The 18216-nt window shown below is 37.4% G+C and carries 20 protein-coding genes; 13 read left to right on the forward strand and 7 right to left on the reverse strand.

The genetic code is table 11. The features are described 5' to 3' along the window. The first annotated feature begins 9 nt into the window (after nt 1–9). From ACTJIV_RS14910 to ACTJIV_RS14950, 9 genes are all read left to right on the forward strand, one after another. A complete protein-coding gene (locus ACTJIV_RS14910; protein WP_440628382.1) occupies nt 10–2160 on the forward strand; it encodes a TonB-dependent receptor in 2151 nt (716 codons plus the stop codon). Between the two features lie 253 nt (nt 2161–2413). Next, complete coding sequence (locus tag ACTJIV_RS14915) at nt 2414–3064, forward strand: Crp/Fnr family transcriptional regulator (protein ID WP_111955351.1); 651 nt, start codon at nt 2414–2416, stop codon at nt 3062–3064. Between the two features lie 126 nt (nt 3065–3190). Continuing rightward, nucleotides 3191–4033: a DUF5777 family beta-barrel protein gene (locus tag ACTJIV_RS14920; protein ID WP_223560311.1), complete on the forward strand. Its 843-nt coding sequence runs from the start codon at nt 3191–3193 to the stop codon at nt 4031–4033. Between the two features lies 1 nt (nt 4034). Next, nucleotides 4035–4376 carry a c-type cytochrome gene (locus tag ACTJIV_RS14925; protein ID WP_167409407.1) on the forward strand — a complete coding sequence of 114 codons (342 nt, stop codon included), beginning with the start codon at nt 4035–4037 and terminating at the stop codon, nt 4374–4376. Between the two features lie 10 nt (nt 4377–4386). After that, nucleotides 4387–4929, forward strand: coding sequence for a YceI family protein (locus ACTJIV_RS14930; protein WP_440628385.1), 543 nt, complete (start codon nt 4387–4389; stop codon nt 4927–4929). After that, nucleotides 4929–5456, forward strand: a complete 528-nt coding sequence (locus tag ACTJIV_RS14935) for an ankyrin repeat domain-containing protein (RefSeq protein ID WP_440628387.1) — start codon at nt 4929–4931, stop codon at nt 5454–5456. Before ACTJIV_RS14930 ends, ACTJIV_RS14935 begins: the two co-directional genes overlap by 1 nt. Before the next feature lie 3 nt (nt 5457–5459). Next, on the forward strand, nt 5460–6245 hold the full coding sequence (locus ACTJIV_RS14940; protein ID WP_440628389.1) for a T9SS type A sorting domain-containing protein: 786 nt from the start codon (nt 5460–5462) through the stop codon (nt 6243–6245). 141 nt (nt 6246–6386) lie between these two features. Beyond that, entirely contained in the window at nt 6387–7229 is an 843-nt protein-coding gene (locus tag ACTJIV_RS14945; protein ID WP_440628391.1) for a GNAT family N-acetyltransferase, read from the forward strand. A gap of 85 nt (nt 7230–7314) precedes the next feature. Next, complete coding sequence (locus tag ACTJIV_RS14950; RefSeq protein WP_336379030.1) at nt 7315–8598, forward strand: alkaline phosphatase family protein; 1284 nt, start codon at nt 7315–7317, stop codon at nt 8596–8598. Nucleotides 8599–8711: 113 nt separating this feature from the next. On the opposite strand, the gene ACTJIV_RS14955 is transcribed toward ACTJIV_RS14950, so the two are convergent. Then, nucleotides 8712–9590 carry an NAD(P)H-binding protein gene (locus ACTJIV_RS14955; protein WP_440628393.1) on the reverse strand — a complete coding sequence of 293 codons (879 nt, stop codon included), beginning with the start codon at nt 9588–9590 and terminating at the stop codon, nt 8712–8714. 79 nt (nt 9591–9669) lie between these two features. Between ACTJIV_RS14955 and ACTJIV_RS14960 the strand changes: the two genes are divergently transcribed. After that, complete coding sequence (locus tag ACTJIV_RS14960; protein WP_336379029.1) at nt 9670–10029, forward strand: winged helix-turn-helix transcriptional regulator; 360 nt, start codon at nt 9670–9672, stop codon at nt 10027–10029. Nucleotides 10030–10084: 55 nt separating this feature from the next. Here ACTJIV_RS14960 and ACTJIV_RS14965 read toward each other — a convergent pair whose 3' ends face one another. After that, entirely contained in the window at nt 10085–11143 is a 1059-nt protein-coding gene (locus ACTJIV_RS14965) for an NAD(P)-dependent alcohol dehydrogenase (RefSeq protein ID WP_223560303.1), read from the reverse strand. A 28-nt stretch (nt 11144–11171) separates the two neighbouring features. Beyond that, nucleotides 11172–11576 (reverse strand): cupin domain-containing protein, encoded by a 405-nt coding sequence (locus ACTJIV_RS14970; RefSeq protein ID WP_440628396.1) that lies wholly within the window; start codon nt 11574–11576, stop codon nt 11172–11174. 133 nt (nt 11577–11709) lie between these two features. On the opposite strand from ACTJIV_RS14970, the gene ACTJIV_RS14975 reads away from it, so the two are divergent. From ACTJIV_RS14975 to ACTJIV_RS14985, 3 genes are all read left to right on the forward strand, one after another. Further along, nucleotides 11710–12612, forward strand: a complete 903-nt coding sequence (locus ACTJIV_RS14975; RefSeq protein ID WP_111955329.1) for a helix-turn-helix domain-containing protein — start codon at nt 11710–11712, stop codon at nt 12610–12612. Between the two features lie 214 nt (nt 12613–12826). Next, complete coding sequence (locus ACTJIV_RS14980) at nt 12827–14170, forward strand: carboxylesterase family protein (protein ID WP_440628398.1); 1344 nt, start codon at nt 12827–12829, stop codon at nt 14168–14170. 122 nt (nt 14171–14292) lie between these two features. Beyond that, complete coding sequence (locus ACTJIV_RS14985) at nt 14293–14460, forward strand: hypothetical protein (RefSeq protein ID WP_223560299.1); 168 nt, start codon at nt 14293–14295, stop codon at nt 14458–14460. 74 nt (nt 14461–14534) lie between these two features. Here ACTJIV_RS14985 and ACTJIV_RS14990 read toward each other — a convergent pair whose 3' ends face one another. The 4 genes from ACTJIV_RS14990 to ACTJIV_RS15005 are packed head-to-tail and all read right to left on the reverse strand — an operon-like array spanning nt 14535 to nt 18161. Then, nucleotides 14535–16007, reverse strand: coding sequence for an alpha-amylase (locus ACTJIV_RS14990; RefSeq protein WP_223560298.1), 1473 nt, complete (start codon nt 16005–16007; stop codon nt 14535–14537). A gap of 45 nt (nt 16008–16052) precedes the next feature. Next, nucleotides 16053–17147, reverse strand: a complete 1095-nt coding sequence (gene dinB, locus ACTJIV_RS14995; protein WP_111955323.1) for a DNA polymerase IV — start codon at nt 17145–17147, stop codon at nt 16053–16055. A 43-nt stretch (nt 17148–17190) separates the two neighbouring features. Beyond that, complete coding sequence (locus ACTJIV_RS15000) at nt 17191–17646, reverse strand: GNAT family N-acetyltransferase (RefSeq protein WP_111955321.1); 456 nt, start codon at nt 17644–17646, stop codon at nt 17191–17193. Further along, entirely contained in the window at nt 17646–18161 is a 516-nt protein-coding gene (locus tag ACTJIV_RS15005; RefSeq protein ID WP_440628400.1) for a TlpA family protein disulfide reductase, read from the reverse strand. Before ACTJIV_RS15005 ends, ACTJIV_RS15000 begins: the two co-directional genes overlap by 1 nt. Nucleotides 18162–18216: the final 55 nt, after the last annotated feature.

Below are 18216 nucleotides of genomic sequence, written 5' to 3' on the forward strand. Positions count from 1 at the left end.
TTTTAATCAATGAAAAAATATATATGCATTGCAGCTTTGCTTAGCTGTGTAATTGCAAATGCCCAACAATCATCAGGAAGTAATATAGAAGAAGTTGCTATCCAGGGAAGAAAAAAAATAAAGCAGGAACGTGCAGAATTTAAAAGACATGCACAATCTGTAGAAACACTTTCGGAAGAAGAATTAAACAGGAACAATCCTGCCGCAATTGAACAGACATTATCTACAATGTCCGGATTACAAGTTGATAAACGGACTAATTTTGGAGGTCAGAGATTAGTTGTTCGTGGGTATGGAAACGATCAGAAGTTTAACAACTGGGGGGTTAAAGCTTATTGGAATAATATGCCATTGACAAATGCTGAAGGAATCACCATTTTGGATGATTTGGATTTTGCGTACGTCAATAATGTTGAGGTTATCAAAGGTCCTGCAGCAACAATGTATGGTGGCGGAGTAGGCGGAGTGGTTCGGTTTTATACACGTCCTGATTTTACAAAAGGCATTACAGTTTCCGAAAATGTTTTGGTAGGTGCTTTTAAAACATTTCAGTCCCGTACTCAGCTGAATGTTGCTGATGAAAACTATTCGGTTAATGCAGCTTACGGTCATCTTGAAACTGATGGTTACAGACCGAACGGAAGTGGGTTAAAAAACTTTTTTAACGTAAACGGAACAGTAAAGCTTGGAAAAAATGATCAGTTAAGTTTCTTTGGAAGCCAGGCCTATTCTTATGAGCACACGTCGGGACAGATTTCTTATGACGATTATTATGCAGGAATCGATAACGGAAACCCTGCCTATATTCGTAAAAATTCAGGAACAAAAATAAAATCTACCAGAGTGGGGCTTAGCAACTCTGTTAATATTCTTCCAAACCTTAGAAATTACACGACGATATTTTACTATAATGGAAATACAGAAAGTATTTCTGCAGGAGCTTACGGAGTATCAAGCGCACCAAATGTAGGATTGCGTTCCACATTTACCCTAAAAAATGAATTCAAAGACTTCGAGAACAGGCTGGATTTTGGGGCAGAAATTCAGAATTCAATGTCTACTGCATCAAGCTACCGTTTTACAGGCTCGATTACAAATCCGCTGGAAACTACGGGAATATCCGGAGCCACTTATTTTAAATACAATAATAATCAGGCCACTTATTTTGCAATAGATTATTTAACATACAAACCTTGGGGCTTAACATTACTTGCAGGAGTAAGTGCGAATAAAACTAATTATGACAGAAAAGATTTGTCTGCGCTTCCCGGATTAATTGCGGGACGAAAAGATCAGTCATTTGGAAAGCAGTATGAGACGGCTTATACTCCGCATTTTGCTTTACAAAAAGAATGGAAACATCAGATTTTTAACCTAAGCTATAGTGAAGGATACAATGCCCCTACTGCAAGTTCATCTTTTATAAATTATACGAATACCGCTAATAATGATCTGCAGGCAGAACGTGCTAAAATGGTAGATTTCAGTGTACACGGACTTTTATTAGACACTAAGCTGGATTATCAGGTTTCTTTGTTCAGAATAGATTATTCTAATAAATTAACTCAGCTGACGATACCTAATTCTAATAACCAGACCTATTGGGCAAACACAGGAAGTCAGAAAAATAGTGGTCTGGAAGTAAGTGTTGGTTACCTGTATAAAAATGATAACTCGTTCCTTAACAGAATCGCTCCCTTTGTAAATCTTTCTTATTACGATGCAAAATATAAAGATTTTAAAACAAGGTTATTGGGCGGTGAACAAACTTACGATCATAAAACTGTTGTCGGGGTTCCTAGAAATAAATATGCTGTCGGTTTGGATTTATATACAAAACCTGGCTTTTATCTCGTAAATACTTATAATTACCTGGGCAATGTATACACAGATTTTGCAAATACCAATCTCGTAAAAGGTTTTGGCTTACTTAATTCTAAATTAGGTTATAAAAAAACTTTTGGAAAATTTGATGTGGATGCTTATATAATGGGAAATAACTTAACCAATCAAATCAATTATACATTCCTGTTCTTAGGAAACAGTATTAATGATTCGGATACAGGTAATGGTTACCCAAAAGGACTCGCCACGGATCTTAATCCTGGTCCAAACAAATCGTATTTCTTTTATGGCTTGAATTTAAAATACAGATTATAGTGACTAGTTCTGAAAAATCCCGATGCAGATCAAATACTTTTTACTTTTTATAGGTGTAATGATTTCTGATGGTCTGTGCATCTGAAGCTAAATAATGATTGTATTGCTATTTCAAAACTCAATATAAATTTTACAAAAGACTGCTTCACTTTTGTGAAGCAGTCTTTTGTAAAATAATCAATTGTTAAAATAATTTTATTCATTCTTATATTTATATTTTTCTAAATTTGTTTTTAGATATGATATAACAGATATGATAAATAATCAATTTATTCTCAATAAATTTGGATTTTTAGGAGATGATTTTTTAAATGAAATGCATGCAAATGCGATTATTACTGAAATAAAATCAAAAACAGAAGTTATCAGGGAAGGGCAAAAAAATAAATATGTTCCTTTTCTCATTAAAGGTTCTATAAAAGTCTTTACCCTCAATGATGGCAGAGAACTGATCTATTACTATATAAGACCCAATGATAGCTGCCTGATGACTTTTTCGTCCATTTTTACAGATTATACCAGCAGGGTATATGCTGTTGCAGAAGAAGAATCTGAAGTTATTCTCATTCCTGTATCTGTTATACACAGTTGGCTGATCCGTTTTCCGGAAATCAACAAGGTATTTTATCATGAATATGATAAACGTTTCTCAGACGTCATGAATATGGTAAATGATGCTGTATTTCACAGACTTGATAAAAGAGTTCTGAACTATATTCGCCAGCAGATTTCAGCCACAGGAAACAGTCCTTTAAAAATTACACACCGTGAAATAGCCAACAATTTAGGTACCTCCAGAGAAGTTATAAGCAGGGTTCTTAAAAAGATTGAAAACGAAGGTGAAATTCTTCAGACTAAGGAAGGAATCAAAATCCTTGTTAATGAAAATGTTAGACCTGTCTAATATATGATATTTTAATTAAATTGTTTTTATTATTGATAAAAACAATTTTTATGGTGACTTTTATCACACACTTTTAGATCGATAACTCAATAAGTTTGTCATATCATAATTTAATTCAAATTGTATATGACAAAAACTCTCTTATTTTTGTCGGTATTGGCCTCAGGTCTTGTCTCAGCACAGGAAGATCTGCTAAAAGATATTGACACTCTCAAAACAACCACATCAACTTCACAGCCAGCTTTTAAAGCCCTGCAGATCGTCACAGGACAATCCACAAAACTCTCTGCCAAAAATGAATGGTACATTGTGGTGGCTCACCGTTTCGGAGACATCAGTACAGGATTTAAAAATTTTTTTGGTCTGGACGATGCTTCCACTAAACTAGGGGTTATTTACGGTGTTACAGACGGTATTTCAGTCAGTCTTTCCAGAGAGACAAACATGAAAACATTCGAAGGCGCTGTAAAATACAAGCTTGTAAAGCAGACTGAAAGTTTTCCGGCAGAGATCGTAGGCTATAATGTAATGGCTTTAAATACAGACCTGGATAAAGACAATTATCCCCATCTCAGATTCAGCGACAGGCTTTCCTATCTTACACAGGCTTTGATCTCAAGAAGATTTAATGATAAATTTTCTTTGCAACTGACTCCGTCATATATTCATAAAAATCTTTATGATCCTGCTATTGAAGATAAAAATCAGTTTCTGGCCGGATTAGGCGGCCGCTATAAAATTTCTAAAAGAATTTCTATTAACGCAGAATATTTTGTGAATTTCGATGATCACAGCTTTTATAAAAATCCTCTCTCATTGGGGATGGACATAGAAACCGGGGGACATGTGTTCCAGCTTTTATTTACCAATTCCCAAATCAATTCAGATATAGGATATCTTTCCAATGCAGTAGGAAAGTGGGGGAAAGGACAGATATTCTTTGGGTTTAACCTTTACAGAGTTTTTTAAGATGAAAAAGATACTATACCTATTATCATCAGCTGCCCTGTTTATTGCTTGTGACAGCAGGACCTATGAGGAGATTTCGGATAATACCCCAATTACAGTGACTGTAAAATATAACTCTGACGTAAAATCAATTGTCGATAATAACTGCATCGGATGCCATTCTGCAGGAAGCTTTAAGCCTTTTACAACCTATACAGACGTAAAAAATAATATTGATGGCATTCTAGACAGGATACAAAGACCCAACGGAGATCCGGGAAAAATGCCGCAGGGCGGATCTTTATCTCAGACTCAGATTAACACCTTTATAAAATGGAAAGCCGACGGGCTTGCTGAAAATTAAAATATCCGATATGAAAAGATTAATAGTAATAACTAGTGTCCTGTTTTTTACAGGTTTTGCTTCAGCCCAGAAGTACAGTTCCAAAACAGGCAGTGTAACCTTTGAGGCATCCGTGCCGCTGTTCGAAGACGTATATGCTAAAGATGATAACAATATTGTTGTCATCAATACAGATAACGGGGAAATAGCTTCAGTTTCTGCCGTGAAAAACTTTCATTTTAAAACCAAACTAATGGAAGAGCATTTTAATGAAAATTATGCTGAAACAGCAAAATATCCTAAGGCAACTTTCAAAGGAAAGATCGTGAATTTTGATAAAACAAAACTTACAGCCTCGCCACAAAAGTATACCGTTCAGGGAACCCTGAATTTTCATGGTGTAGATAAGGCTGTTTCTTCCGCTGCTTCCATTTACAGCAAAGACGGGAAGATCTATATGCAGGGAAGCTTTGTGGCAAAACCTGCTGATCACAAGGTGACTATCCCAAAAGTAGTAACTAAAAAGATCGCTGAAAATGTCAATGTAGAATACAATTATATAATGACAAAATAATGAAAAATATTATCTTCATCATAAGTATTTTCCTGAGCTTTTCTGCACTGTCTGCCCAGGAAAAAGTAAAATCAATATTTGATATTGCCAGAAGCGGAACAGTAGCTGAAGTGAAGGAGCTTATTAAACAGGATCCGGATATCATCAACAAGACCAATGAAAATGGTTTTTCGCCTCTTATCCTCGCCTGCTACAGAGGCAATGCCGAAGTGGCTGATTTTTTGATGGATAAAGTAAAAGATATCAATTATAACTCTTCAATGGGAACTGCACTGATGGCAGTAGTATTTAAAGGTGATTTAAAATTAGCACAGGAACTATTAGATCATAAATCGGATATCAATACAACAGATTCACAAGGAACGACACCGCTTATTTTTGCTTCAAAATTGGGAAATACAGAAATGGTGAAACTTCTTGTTAAATATAAAGCAAATAAAACAGTAAAAGATAAACAGGGAAATACAGCCTTTGAATATGCCGTTTTATCAAAAAATCCAGAACTTATCAACCAGCTAAAAAATTAAAATATGAAAAACATTGTACTTTTTTCTTTCTTATTAATCAGTTTTTTGGGCATTTCGCAGCAAAAAACTACAGGTGATGTACCTTTGTCCCCTAATAATGGGATAACTGCAAATTTTACTCTTGACAATACAACATCTACAGTAACCTTAGTTTTAAAAGGTCCGTCTGACAGATGGTTTGGTTTAGGGATTGGCGTTAGCGCAGGATTTAGTATGTCGGCAGGAGATGCTGTGGTTTATTCTGCGGTTACAACTCCAAAGCTTACGGATAGGAATTTTATAGGAACAACACAGCCACCATTAGACAGTTCACAGGACTGGACAATAGTAAGTGATGTTGTTTCCGGTTCTATAAGAACATTAACTTTGACAAGAGCTTTGACGAATTCAGATCCTAATGACTATCAGATGCCTTATGCCACTACCAATTCTATAAGCTTTGCCGGACCAAGACCTGCCACTGCAACTACTACAGTGGGCCCTCATGGCGGAACAGCCAACGTAGGATATGCTACTGCATCTTTTACTTCCGTATTAGGAGTAAATGATACTGAAATGTTAAACAAAAAAGTTGTTCTTTATCCAAATCCTGCAAAAGAAACCGTAAGTGTCAAAAATGTAGATAAAATAAAATCTATTGATATTTATGAATCAGCAGGAAGAAAAGTAAGATCTGTAAAACCTGAAGGAGAAAGCATTAATGTCAGAGATCTGAAGCCTGGTATTTATTATCTTGAGATCACTCTGAAAGATGGAAACCTTTCTTATGAAAAACTGATTAAAGAATAATTATTTATAAAAATAACTCATCAAAATGCCTCTGATACCGGAGGCATTTTCTATTAACCTGCATTAAAAATTGTATGCCTTATTTCTATATAGAACTGAACGTTTTTATACCTTTGATGGTTTTCGGATAAAAAATAAGCTATGGAGATCAGAAATTTAAAGAATATTGCGACAGATGAGCTTTTATCTGTTTTTAACAGATCCTTTTCAGATTATATTGTTCCCTTTCACCTATCATTGGAACAGCTTGAATTGAAAATTATAGCGGATAAAATTGATATGAATCTGTCTGTAGGAACATTCGAATCAGGAAAGCTGGTAGGATTTATCCTTAATGCTGAAAAAAAGGAAAATGGAAAGCACATAGCATATAATGGAGGAACCGGCATCATCCCTGAATACAGAGGCCAGGGGTTGGTAAGAAAAATGTATGATTATATTATTCCCACACTCAAAGAAATAAAAACCGATGTGCTAACCCTGGAAGTAATCGAAGGTAATAATTCTGCTATCAGAGCGTACGAAAATTTAGGCTTCAAAATCGTACGGAAGCTGTTGTGTTTTAACGGAATTATTAATCTTGAAGAAAAGGATATCAATATTTCGATAAAAGAGATTGAAAACTTACAGTGGGAAAAATTGCAGTCTTTCTGGGATATACAGCCGTCATGGCAAAGCTCAATAAAAGTACTTGAGAATATTCGTCAAAGCTGTACAATTTTAGGAGCGTATAAAGATGAGCAGCTTAAAGGATATGTCATTTACAATCCTGCCGTTAAGAAAGTTTATCAGATTGCTGTTGATCAATATTCAAGAAGACAGGGGATCGGCACAAAGCTTTTGAGCACAATAGAGAAGATGAATGGAGGACAGGCCATCTCTGTAAACAATGTAGATGATACTTCGGAAAATACTTCTGCTTTTCTACATGCAGCCGGACTTAAAAATTGGGTGTCCCAGTTTGAAATGAAGAGGGATATTTAAAATTTTAATCTGTTTTAATATACTTTTAATCTTATAAACTTTTCCGGGAGCAGTATAGGCCGTAACTTTGCCAAAAATTTTAATAATGAAGCGAGGAATACAAATTTTGTTACTGTTTTTTTCTTTAGCTATTTGTGCTCAGGAAACACATATGGATACAGCCCAGGTAGTTATTTCCGGCCGTACCAACAGTGCTGAAGCCCGGACAAAACCTTATGTGATCATGATCTCTGCCGATGGTTTTAGGTATGATTACGCTAAAAAATATAATGCCGAAAATCTTCTGAAGCTAGCCGCTAATGGGGTCCAGGCCGATGCAATGATCCCAAGCTATCCAAGCATTACGTTTCCCAATCACTGGAGCCTGATCACAGGACTTTACCCTTCCCATCATGGGCTGATCGATAATTTCTTTTATGATTACAAAAGAAAAGAGCCCTATGCAATGAGCAATAAGAAGAATGCTGAAGACGGAAGCTGGTATGGAGGAACCCCGCTTTGGGCATTGGCTGAAAAGCAGGGAATGGTTTCTGCATCCCTTATGTGGGTTGGCTCTGCAAGCGATGCAGGAGGAATGAGACCTTCCTATTATTATCCATATCATGAAAAATTTAAGCCTTCCGAAAAAGTAGATAAGGTCGTGAACTGGCTGAAGCTTCCTGAAGAGAAAAGACCACATTTTATATCTCTGTATTTCCCGGAAGTTGACGGAAGCGGCCATCATTACGGACCGGATAGCCAGGAAACAGAAAATGCTGTTCATTTAATTGACGGTGCAATTGGTGAGCTTGTTCAGAAAGTTAATAACCTTGGACTTAATAATGTCAACTTTATTTTTGTTTCCGATCATGGAATGATAAAAGTGGATGGCGGAGCTCCATTGGAAATTCCGGTTATGCTTCTTGATAAAAACAGATTCGATTTTTACAATTCCCAGACCTTACTTAGAGTATATGTCAAAAATCCTGATGAGGTTAAAGTCGTTTATAAAGAACTTAAAGCAAACAAAACAGATGATTATGAAGTATATCTGGACAAAAAACTGCCCAAATATCTTCACTTTTCGACCAAAGATGACAGATATGACAGGATAGGACAGATTCTTCTGATTCCAAAAGCTCCAAAAATATTCTTAGAAAAAGGAAAGAAAACATCCGTAGGAAAGCACGGCTATAATCCGAAAGTTGTCCCTGAAATGAAGGCAACATTCTATGCCTGGGGACCTGAATTTAAAAATAATCTGGTAATCAATGAATTTGCCAATATTAATGTTTATCCTTTAGTCACTGAAATCTTAGGATTGAAAACAGATCAGCCTATTGATGGGAAACTGAAGGTTTTAAAGAAAACTCTGAAGGAGAAGAAATAAGTTGAGCTTTACTATACAAATCATTCAGGATTTGATTTAAAATAACAGTTTCGGCGCACCGCAGGTGCGCCGAAACTGTTTACATATTTTTTTAGTCTCAGAAAAAATCAAACTTAAAATTGATCAGCAAATTCACGGGCAAAATCCTCAAGTTTTACTGAGCCATTAACCGGAGATCCCTGTTTAGTAAAATCTTTCTGAACAACACCGGTTCTCATTCCTTTTCCCATTTCAACATAAAGCTCAGCCATTTCCTGTGGAAGACCTGCCTGCACCATTCCTTCAAAAGACTGCTCATCTGTAAATTCTACCCAGGGTAATTCCGTATTCCCAACAGCGGCTCCTAAAACCTTTGCAAAATCTGCAGGCGGTCGCGAATCGCTTACCACATAACGGATATTTTTGCCTGCTGTATTTTTTACCAGTTCTTCAGCTGCAGCCTTAGCAATATCAGTGGAATGCACCAATGGAATATCTATATTTCCAGGATAATTTCCGCCGATAATCCCTGCATTTTTAATCAATGGAATATCATTGAAGAAATTAATGTAGAAATAACCAGCTCTTAGCAAAGTAACAGAAGTATTTTCCAGCTCATTGTATAGTTTTTCAATATGGTGAAGTCCTTTAATGGGACCATTTTCAACCGGAGAATCAGCTCCCACGCTGCTTAGCATGACAAGTCTTTTTACTCCTGTTCTGGCAATGGCTTCAGCATAGTTTTTTCCTGCATTCACTGTATTTTCGACAATATTCGTCTCTCCTATAATCGGGGGAGTCATTGCAAATACGGCATCAGCACCTTCAAATGCTTTAACCAGAAAATTGACATCAGTAATAGAACCGATGGCAGCTTTCGCTCCTAAAGATTCAATTTTACTTTTCTTCTCCTCACTGCTGCTAATTACAGTAATACCATGACCTTCCGCAATTAATTGCTGTGCTAACGGTTTTGCGGTGTTCCCTAAAGAACCTGTTACAATAATTTTCATATTAAATGTTGTTTATTTCTTTATACAAAGTTATATTTGTACTTACTTTTATACAAGTACTTACCCTAAAGTATGTATCATGACAGCAATTAAAGAAAGTTCTACCATCCAGCAGAACAGGAAAAATATCTTGGAACAGTGCCCTGTAATGTATGTAATGGAAAAGATAGGCGGTTTTTGGAAACCTATTATTCTATTCAATCTTTCAACGGGAGAGAAGAGATACAGCGAATTAAAAAGGGCCATTCCTGAGGTGACAGAAAAAATGCTGATTCAGCATCTGAAGCAATTAGAAGCTGATGGACTGGTTATCAGAACAGCAAAGCCTGTGGTTCCTCCGCATGTCACATATGAACTCAGTAAAGCAGGCCTCAAGCTGGCTCCTGTTATCGATGCAATGGCAGACTGGGCTTTTCAGGATATGAAAAAAGCATATTAAGCATCAATAAAAAGACCCTTCAGCGAAGAGTCTTTTTTTATTTTGAATCTTGAAATTATGACAAAGACTTCATATCAATAACGAAACGGTATTTCACATCACTTTTGATCATTCTTTCATATGCCTGATTGATATCCTGAATTTTGATCAGCTCAATATCTGATACAATATTATGTTTTCCACAGAAATCCAGTAATTCCTGAGTTTCAGCTATACCACCGATTAATGAACCTGCAACAGAACGGCGTTGGAAGATCATAGGTCTTGTACTCACTTCAGTTTCCTGAAATTCACCTACAAATCCTACAAGAACCAAAGTCCCGTTCAGAGTAAGCGTTTGCATATAAGGATTGATATCGTGCTCATAAGGAACCGTATCGATAATCAGATCAAACTTTCCTTTTACTGTATCCATCTGCGAATCATCAGTAGAAATTACAACATGATCAGCTCCCAGCTGCTTGGCATCATCTGTTTTTCCCGGAGTTCTTGAGAATAAAGTCACTTCTGCACCTAATCCTTTTGCTAATTTAATGGCCATATGTCCTAGTCCGCCTAATCCAACAACTGCCACTTTAGAGTTCGGTCCAACATTCCAGTGTCTCAATGGAGACCAGGTGGTAATACCTGCACATAAAAGGGGTGCTACGGCAGCCAGGTCCAAATTTTCAGGTACGCTTAAAACAAAATGTTCGTCTACCACTACTTTCTGAGAATATCCGCCAAAAGTATGGCCCCCCAAATGTTTGTCTTTTCCGTTATAGGTTCCTGTGAATCCATTTAAGCAGTATTGCTCCAGATCTTCTTTACAGCTGTTGCAGTGTCCGCATGAATCTACCATGCATCCCACAGCAGCCAGGTCGCCTACTTTAAATTTAGAAACTTCACTTCCCACATTAGTAATTCTTCCGACAATTTCATGTCCCGGAACTACAGGATACAAAGATCCGCCCCAGTCGTTTCTTGCCGTATGAAGATCAGAATGACAAACCCCGCAGTATAGGATTTCAATCTCTACATCTTTAGGTGTTGTTTCCCTTCTCTCAATAGTCATTTCTTTCAGGTCTGCCGTAGTAGACTCGGCCCCATAGGCTTTTACTGTGATTGTACTCATTGGTTTATTTAATTTATATTAAGTTCAGTTATAAATTATTGTATTCGTTGTCACTTACAGGTTCTAGCCACTCCACAATACCGTTTTGAGTATTGGGATTGATGGCAATATGCGTGAACTCACTGTCTGCAGACGCACCATGCCAGTGGATAATACCAGGAAGAATATTGACTACATCTCCAGGATGTAAAACCTGTGCAGGCTTTCCTTTTTCCTGATAAAAACCTGTTCCTGAAGTTACAATTAAAATCTGGCCGCCACCGTGAGAATGCCAGTTATTTCTGCATCCGGGTTCAAAAATAACATTTCCGATCTGGCAGTTCAGATCATCTGCATTAGGTTTTAAAATCTGGACCCATGCGGTTCCTCCAGAAAAATAAGCTTCCGGCGCTTTTTCTCCTTTCGGGAAGATATTTGTATTAAATGTTTCCATAACAGTACAAAAGTCGACACTTTTAAGTAAACATAACTTATACAGATTACCGGAATACTTACCAATTTTACAGACACCATAAAAAGGTCCGCAGGAAAGTGGTAATTTTGAATAAGCTTAAAAAAGATAGTCAATGGAAGATCAGGAAGTTGAAAAAGTAAACAGTATTTCAGATTACAATAAAATGGTAAATCATGAAACGCTGCATCCGCTGGTAAGTGTGGTAGATTTTGCAAAATCCGATCCTATATGCCAGTACAAAAGAACCTATACTTTTTACACCGTTTTTCTGAAAGATGTAATCTGTGGCGACATGCATTACGGAAAGCACAGCTACGACTATCAGGAAGGTACGCTGGTTTTTATTGCTCCGGGGCAGGTGAGCGGAGTTACAAACGATGGGAAATCTATACAGCCGGGCGGATATGCATTGCTGTTTCACCCGGACCTTATCAAAGGAACCAATCTTGGCAAGAATATCACAGATTATAGCTTCTTTTCCTATGACGTGCACGAAGCTCTGCATCTTTCAGAAAAAGAAAGGGAAATTGTTCTTGAATGTTTTAAAAATATAAAACTTGAGCTCGAACAGTCTATCGATAAGCACAGCAAATCGTTAATCGTTAACAATATTGAGTTGTTTTTAAATTACTGTATGCGGTTCTATGATCGTCAGTTTATCACAAGAGACCATGTCAATCAGGGCGTTATCGGGAAATTTGAAAATCTGGTGGATGATTATTTTAAATCGGATAATCCTAAAAATATTGGCTTCCCGATGGTTAATTACTTTGCAGAAAAGCTGAACCTATCTGCTAATTACTTCGGTGACCTGATCAAAAAAGAATTGGGGGTTTCCGCGCAGGAATTTATCCATAATAAGCTGATCGATGTAGCCAAAGAACAGATACTGAATCCATCAAAATCAATCAGTGAGATTTCTTATGATCTTGGATTTAAATATCCACAGCATTTTACAAGATTATTCAAAGCTAAAGTTGGTGTTTCTCCCAGTGAATACAAAACATTGAACTGATCATTTTAAACGCAAGTAACACTAATACTTCATTACATTTTTTTACTTTGAATTGTTTGTGGAAATTAGTGTTTAAAATTAGTGCCCTTTTTAAATTACTTTATAGATTAACTGTATAAGTCGGCGTTTTTTAACGTTAAAATCAATTGAAAGTTTTCTCATTTCAAAAAACTGAATTAATTTTAATAGGATAAAATTTTTCAAAGTTTTTAAAATGACCGTTGAGCAGACCACAACCCACATTTTTCAGACTTCTTTCGGGAAAGTTATTGCATTAAAGAACAACGGTGTTATCAGAGCCAGAAGCATCCGGTATGCCCGTTCTGAAAGATTTCAAAAACCTGTTGCAGAGCAGCCTTCACCTTCAGAAATTATTTTCCCGGATAAGACTCCCGTTTGTCCGCAGGCCATTAGTCCGTTAGTAGAAAAAATGATTGGCCCTACTCATATTGAGAACTTTGATCCTGATGAATCTACACAGTATCTTTCAGTCTTCCGTCCCGGCAGCATTACAGATAGTGAAAAGCTTCCTGTTGTAGTCTGGATCCATGGAGGTTCCCATGAAATCGGATGTGGTGATCTTCCTACCTCTGACCCCAGTGACTGGGTGCGGGAACAGCAGATTATTGTTGTTACCGTTTCCTACAGACTCGGGCTTTTCGGATTTCTGGGAGGTGATGAAAGGCCGCCTAATTTGGGGCTGTTCGATATCATAGAAGCATTAAAATGGATCAATGCCTACATTTCAGAATTTGGAGGGGATCCTAAAAATATTACTCTTTTAGGTCAATCTTCAGGTGGTGATGCTATTGCCCATCTTATGATTTCCGAAGGGGTAGAGGGCCTGTTTCAAAGAGTGATTATTCAGAGCGCCCCATTGGGATTACGTTATAAAAGACAAAAAATGTCCGCCGAATTTCTAAAGAAAACCGAAGGACTGAAATACGAAACAGATGTTTTTAAAATGATGGATGAATACAAGAAACATGTGCCGTCCGTCATTAAATATGGCTTGAAGGCCGCTATGCCTTTCGGTATTCAGTATGGATTTCCACCCTTATGCAAAGAAGAGGAATCTATAGAGAAATGGAAGGCAAACGCACGGAAGTACGATGTCCTGATTGGTCTGAATAATGATGAAACCGCATTTTACCTTAAAACTTCCGATGCTTTAAATAAATATTTCGGGAAAGGTTTTGGATTGAGGGTTTTGGATAAAGCCGTTGAAAAGACGACTGAACTTATTTATGGGACTCCGGCAAAGGTCTTTGCGAAAAACTATGCAAAGGCAGGGGGGAACATTTATTTATTTAGAATTCATTCCAGACCAGAAAACAGCCCTATCGGGGCTCCGCACTGTATTGATCTTCCGCTGATTTTCGGAAATGAACAGGCTTGGAAATCCTCTGAAATGGTAAAAGATATTCCATGGAAGTACATTGACGAGAATGGCAAAAAACTCAGAGCGCTCTGGGCAGAATTTGCAAGAAGCAGTCATATTTCTGACGATTCGGAAAGGCCGGAAATCTTAAAAATCAGGAAATTAAATTTTAAGTAATTGGAAGGAAAGCGCAATGGAGTATTTAGCTTATGAAATAGATAGTCTTTTGGTGATTCGTATTTGGCATATTATGATGTTTTAAGTATATTAGGCTAACCAAACCAAAAAATCTATTAATTATGAAAACAAAACTTTTTGCTAACGTACGAAAACTTGACAGAAGTGAACTTAAGAATCTAAAAGGAGAAGGGATCATCCGGAACGGTGTATGCTGTACCTCCAACGAGGATGGCTATTGCTGCGAATGGGCCATTAATATACAGAATTGCCGGTATATCTACTGCTAATTATTTTGTCAGTAAAACTTAATAAGGCATACATGACTGTAGGTTATGTATGCCTTTTATATATATTGCAAGGCCTACTCAGAGACCCATACACTTACATTTCCTGCAGGAACCGGGAAATCTCCCCATCCATTTTCATCAATGATTACCGTTTCCTCAGATCTTTTAAGTAAATCTTTAAAACTTTTGCCTGCATATTGTTTTCCCATTTCCATAGGTTTGCTGTAGGCATCTTTATTGCTGAGAACTACGGCACATCCGGAATGTTCACCATCACCTTCACGTGTCCAGCCCAGACAGTTGGTATCTTCAAAATAATCCTTCTGTGTTCCGTACGCATGTTCTTTTCTTGCTATCAGAAGCTCTTCTATACCATCCACTTTCGGCAGGAAAATCTCATGGCTATTACCATCTCTGCCTGTATCAACGTAATGGGCGCCATAAAGATCGGGATAAAAAACACAGGGATATCCATTCTCGCGAAGCAGAATTAACGCATAAGCTATCGGCTTGAACCATGATTGTACCGGAGCTTCAAGATCCTGAAGAGGCTGTGTGTCATGATTATCCACAAGGCTTACAGAGTGCATAGGATCTGCTTCGGTAAGAGTTTGGTCAAAAATCCTGCGGAGATCATAGGAGCTGCCTTCACTAGATGCAGTATGGAAATTATTCTGCAGCGAGCTGTCAAAAAGGCTCATGCATCCTTCCGTTACCTCAATATATTTCTGCAGAAGATTAAGCTGTCCCGGGGCCCAGTATTCTCCGACTGCAAAAATGTTTTTTCCGGAATTGGAGCGGAGCATGGTCAGCCATTCCTTATAAAAATCAAATGAAATATGTTTTAAAGCATCCAGTCTTACTCCGTCAAAATCGGTCAGGTTGAAATACCATTCTGCCCAGCCGTTGAGCTCCTCACGCACAAAAGGATTCCGGTGTTCGATGTCGTTGTACATCAGGTAATCGTAATTCCCTTTCTCATCATCTATCATCTCTTCCCAGTCGTTTCCGTATTCAGACTGTATTTTAAAGATATGGGAATCCATACCTTCGGCATAATCCACACCGCTGAAACAAGTGAAGTTCCATTCAAAATCAGAATATTTTTTATTTCTTCCGGGAAATGTGAATTTAGTGTAAGATTCTATCTCAATAACCTCGGAAATAACCTTTTCTCTGTTGTTTTCGTCTACCTTTACGGCTTTAAATTTTTCCAGTTCATCCCCGCCGGCTTTATGCCCCAGTACAATATCTACAATTACCTCTATATTTTGTTTTTTTAAAGCTTTAATAGCTTTGATATAATCATTCCTGGTGCCATATTTGGTTGGTGTGCTTCCTTTCTGGTCAAACTCTCCGAGGTCATACAGGTCATAAGCATCATATCCTACAGAATAGCCTCCGTTTGTTCCTTTGTAGGCAGGGGGAAACCATACTGAAGTAATTCCTAACTTCGCCAGATATGCGGCCTGCTTTTCTGCTTCTTTCCATAATTTTCCATTCCCTTCCGAGTACCAGTGGAAAAATTGAATCATTGTCGGGTTCATAGGCTGTAATTTGGTTATTACAAGGTAGTGAAATTTTTTTACCTGTTAATTCTCAAATTCTTCAAACGGAATTTTTAGTTGAATAGAAACCTGTTTTTTTTCCTCGGTGTTGAGGTGGGAGAGAGATAACCCCAGCAATCTTACAGGCTTATCAAACGGCCTTAATTCCCAAAGTTTTTTCCCGGTGCTGAAATACTGTTCAGGAGAAGTGAAATACTCTTCTTTTGTAAAGCTTCTTGTAAAAAGCGAGAAATCTTTATACTTGATCTTTAAAGTTAAGGCTCTTCCCAGAATATTATTCTTTTGCAGTCTCTGGTGAAGTTCCTGGCTTAGATGTTCCAGTTTTTCATTAATCGATTGGTCATCAAAAAGATCCTCAAAAAAAGTTCTCTCCACGGCAACACTTTTCTGGATCCGATGTGGCTTTACCTCAGAATGGTGAATGCCACGTACTGCATTGTAATAGTACGTTCCGGATTTTCCAAAAAGCCTTACCAATTCTTCCAGAGTTTTTTTCTTTAAATCTTTTCCTTTGTAAATTCCCAGGCTGAACATTTTGTTGGCAGTTACTTTACCTACACCGTAAAATTTTTCAACCGGAAGTTTCTCAAGAAAATCTTCAATTCTATCGGGATGAATGGTTTTCTGGCCGTTCGGTTTATTGATGTCAGAGGCTACTTTTGCAAGAAATTTATTTACAGAAATTCCTGCAGAAGCTGTCAGTCCCGTTTGCTCAAATATTTTCTGGCGGATCTCTCTGGCAATCTGATTGGCAGATTCTATATCTTTTTTATTTTCAGTGACATCAAGATATGCTTCGTCCAGTGACAAAGGTTCTACCAGATCGGTATATTCATGGAATATTTCGCGGATCTGTCGTGATATTTCTTTGTAACGTGCAAAGCGTGGAGGCACAAAAATAATATGAGGGCATTTTTCTTTAGCTGTTTTGCTGGGCATTGCAGAACGGACTCCGTATTTTCTTGCCTCATAACTTGCTGCTGCAACTACACCCCGGTGCTCTCCTCCTACAGCAATAGGCTTCCCTTTAAGTGAGGGATTGTCATGCTGTTCCACAGAAGCATAAAATGCATCCATATCGACATGAATAATCTTACGGGTGGGAAAAGAAGAATCCATACCGCAAAGATATGGATTCATTTATTTTTGAATTGAGTTCTGATTATATTTTCATCCTCATCGTAGTGAGTAATGACTGGAATCCAGCTTTTTCATAGGCTTTTACAGCGGATTCATTTTGGGAATAAACATCGAGCCTGACCTCTGAAATATCTTTAGACTTTGCCCAACTCATCAGTTCATCAAGAATTAATTTGTTGACTCCTTTTCCTCTGTGTTCGGGTTTTACATACATAAAGCCCAGATAAGCATAGCGGTCGAAATTATAATAATTGGCATCCGGTTTTTTAATCCTTGCATATCCAGATGCTACGATTTCATCATTTTCTTCAGCTACGAGTACAAATGCATCTTCAGCCTGTATCAGTTTAAGCAGATCATAATAATGAATTTCTCCATCAATAAGAGTACTGTTGAATGGCCTTTCTGCGGTAACGATTCCCTGTTCAAATTCAAAAAGGACTTTCAGATCCTGTTCTGTGGCTTCTCTTGTGATCATTATTGTAAAAGACGGTTAATGGTTTCCTGTATTTCCGGATCTTCAGGCGAAATAGCGTAATATTTCGCGATAGACGATTTCTGGTCTATGACCATATATCTAGGGATCCAGTTCAGATCAATATAATTGTTAAAATCATTTTTCCAGCCTGAAGCAAACCAGTAATTATCCTTATCTTTCATATTGAACCTGTCGAGGCTTTTGTCAAAACCTTCTTTTGATCTTTCCAGGGAAAGGAATACGAAATCTACATTCGGATTGTTTTTTTCAAGCTCTTCAGCTTTTGGAAGTGCTTTTAAACAATCTCTGCACCATCCGGCCCAGAAATCAATCACTAAAATTTTTCCTTTATGTTCATCAAGGATCTGCTGAATAGTAATATTTTTTCCTTCCTCATCTTCCAGCTTCTGTATTAAAGCTTCTTTGGAGAAAGAGGTTTTAAGTACTTTCGGTTGCTGCTGTGCATAGCTTAACCCGAAAACACCGATCATAAAAATGAATGTTAACTTTTTCATTCTTTCAATTTCATTTATACAAATCTAAGCAATGAAACGTAATTGGAGATTGATT

This window comes from Chryseobacterium sp. 22532 (genome assembly GCF_052044665.1).
Lineage (GTDB): Bacteria > Bacteroidota > Bacteroidia > Flavobacteriales > Weeksellaceae > Chryseobacterium > Chryseobacterium lathyri.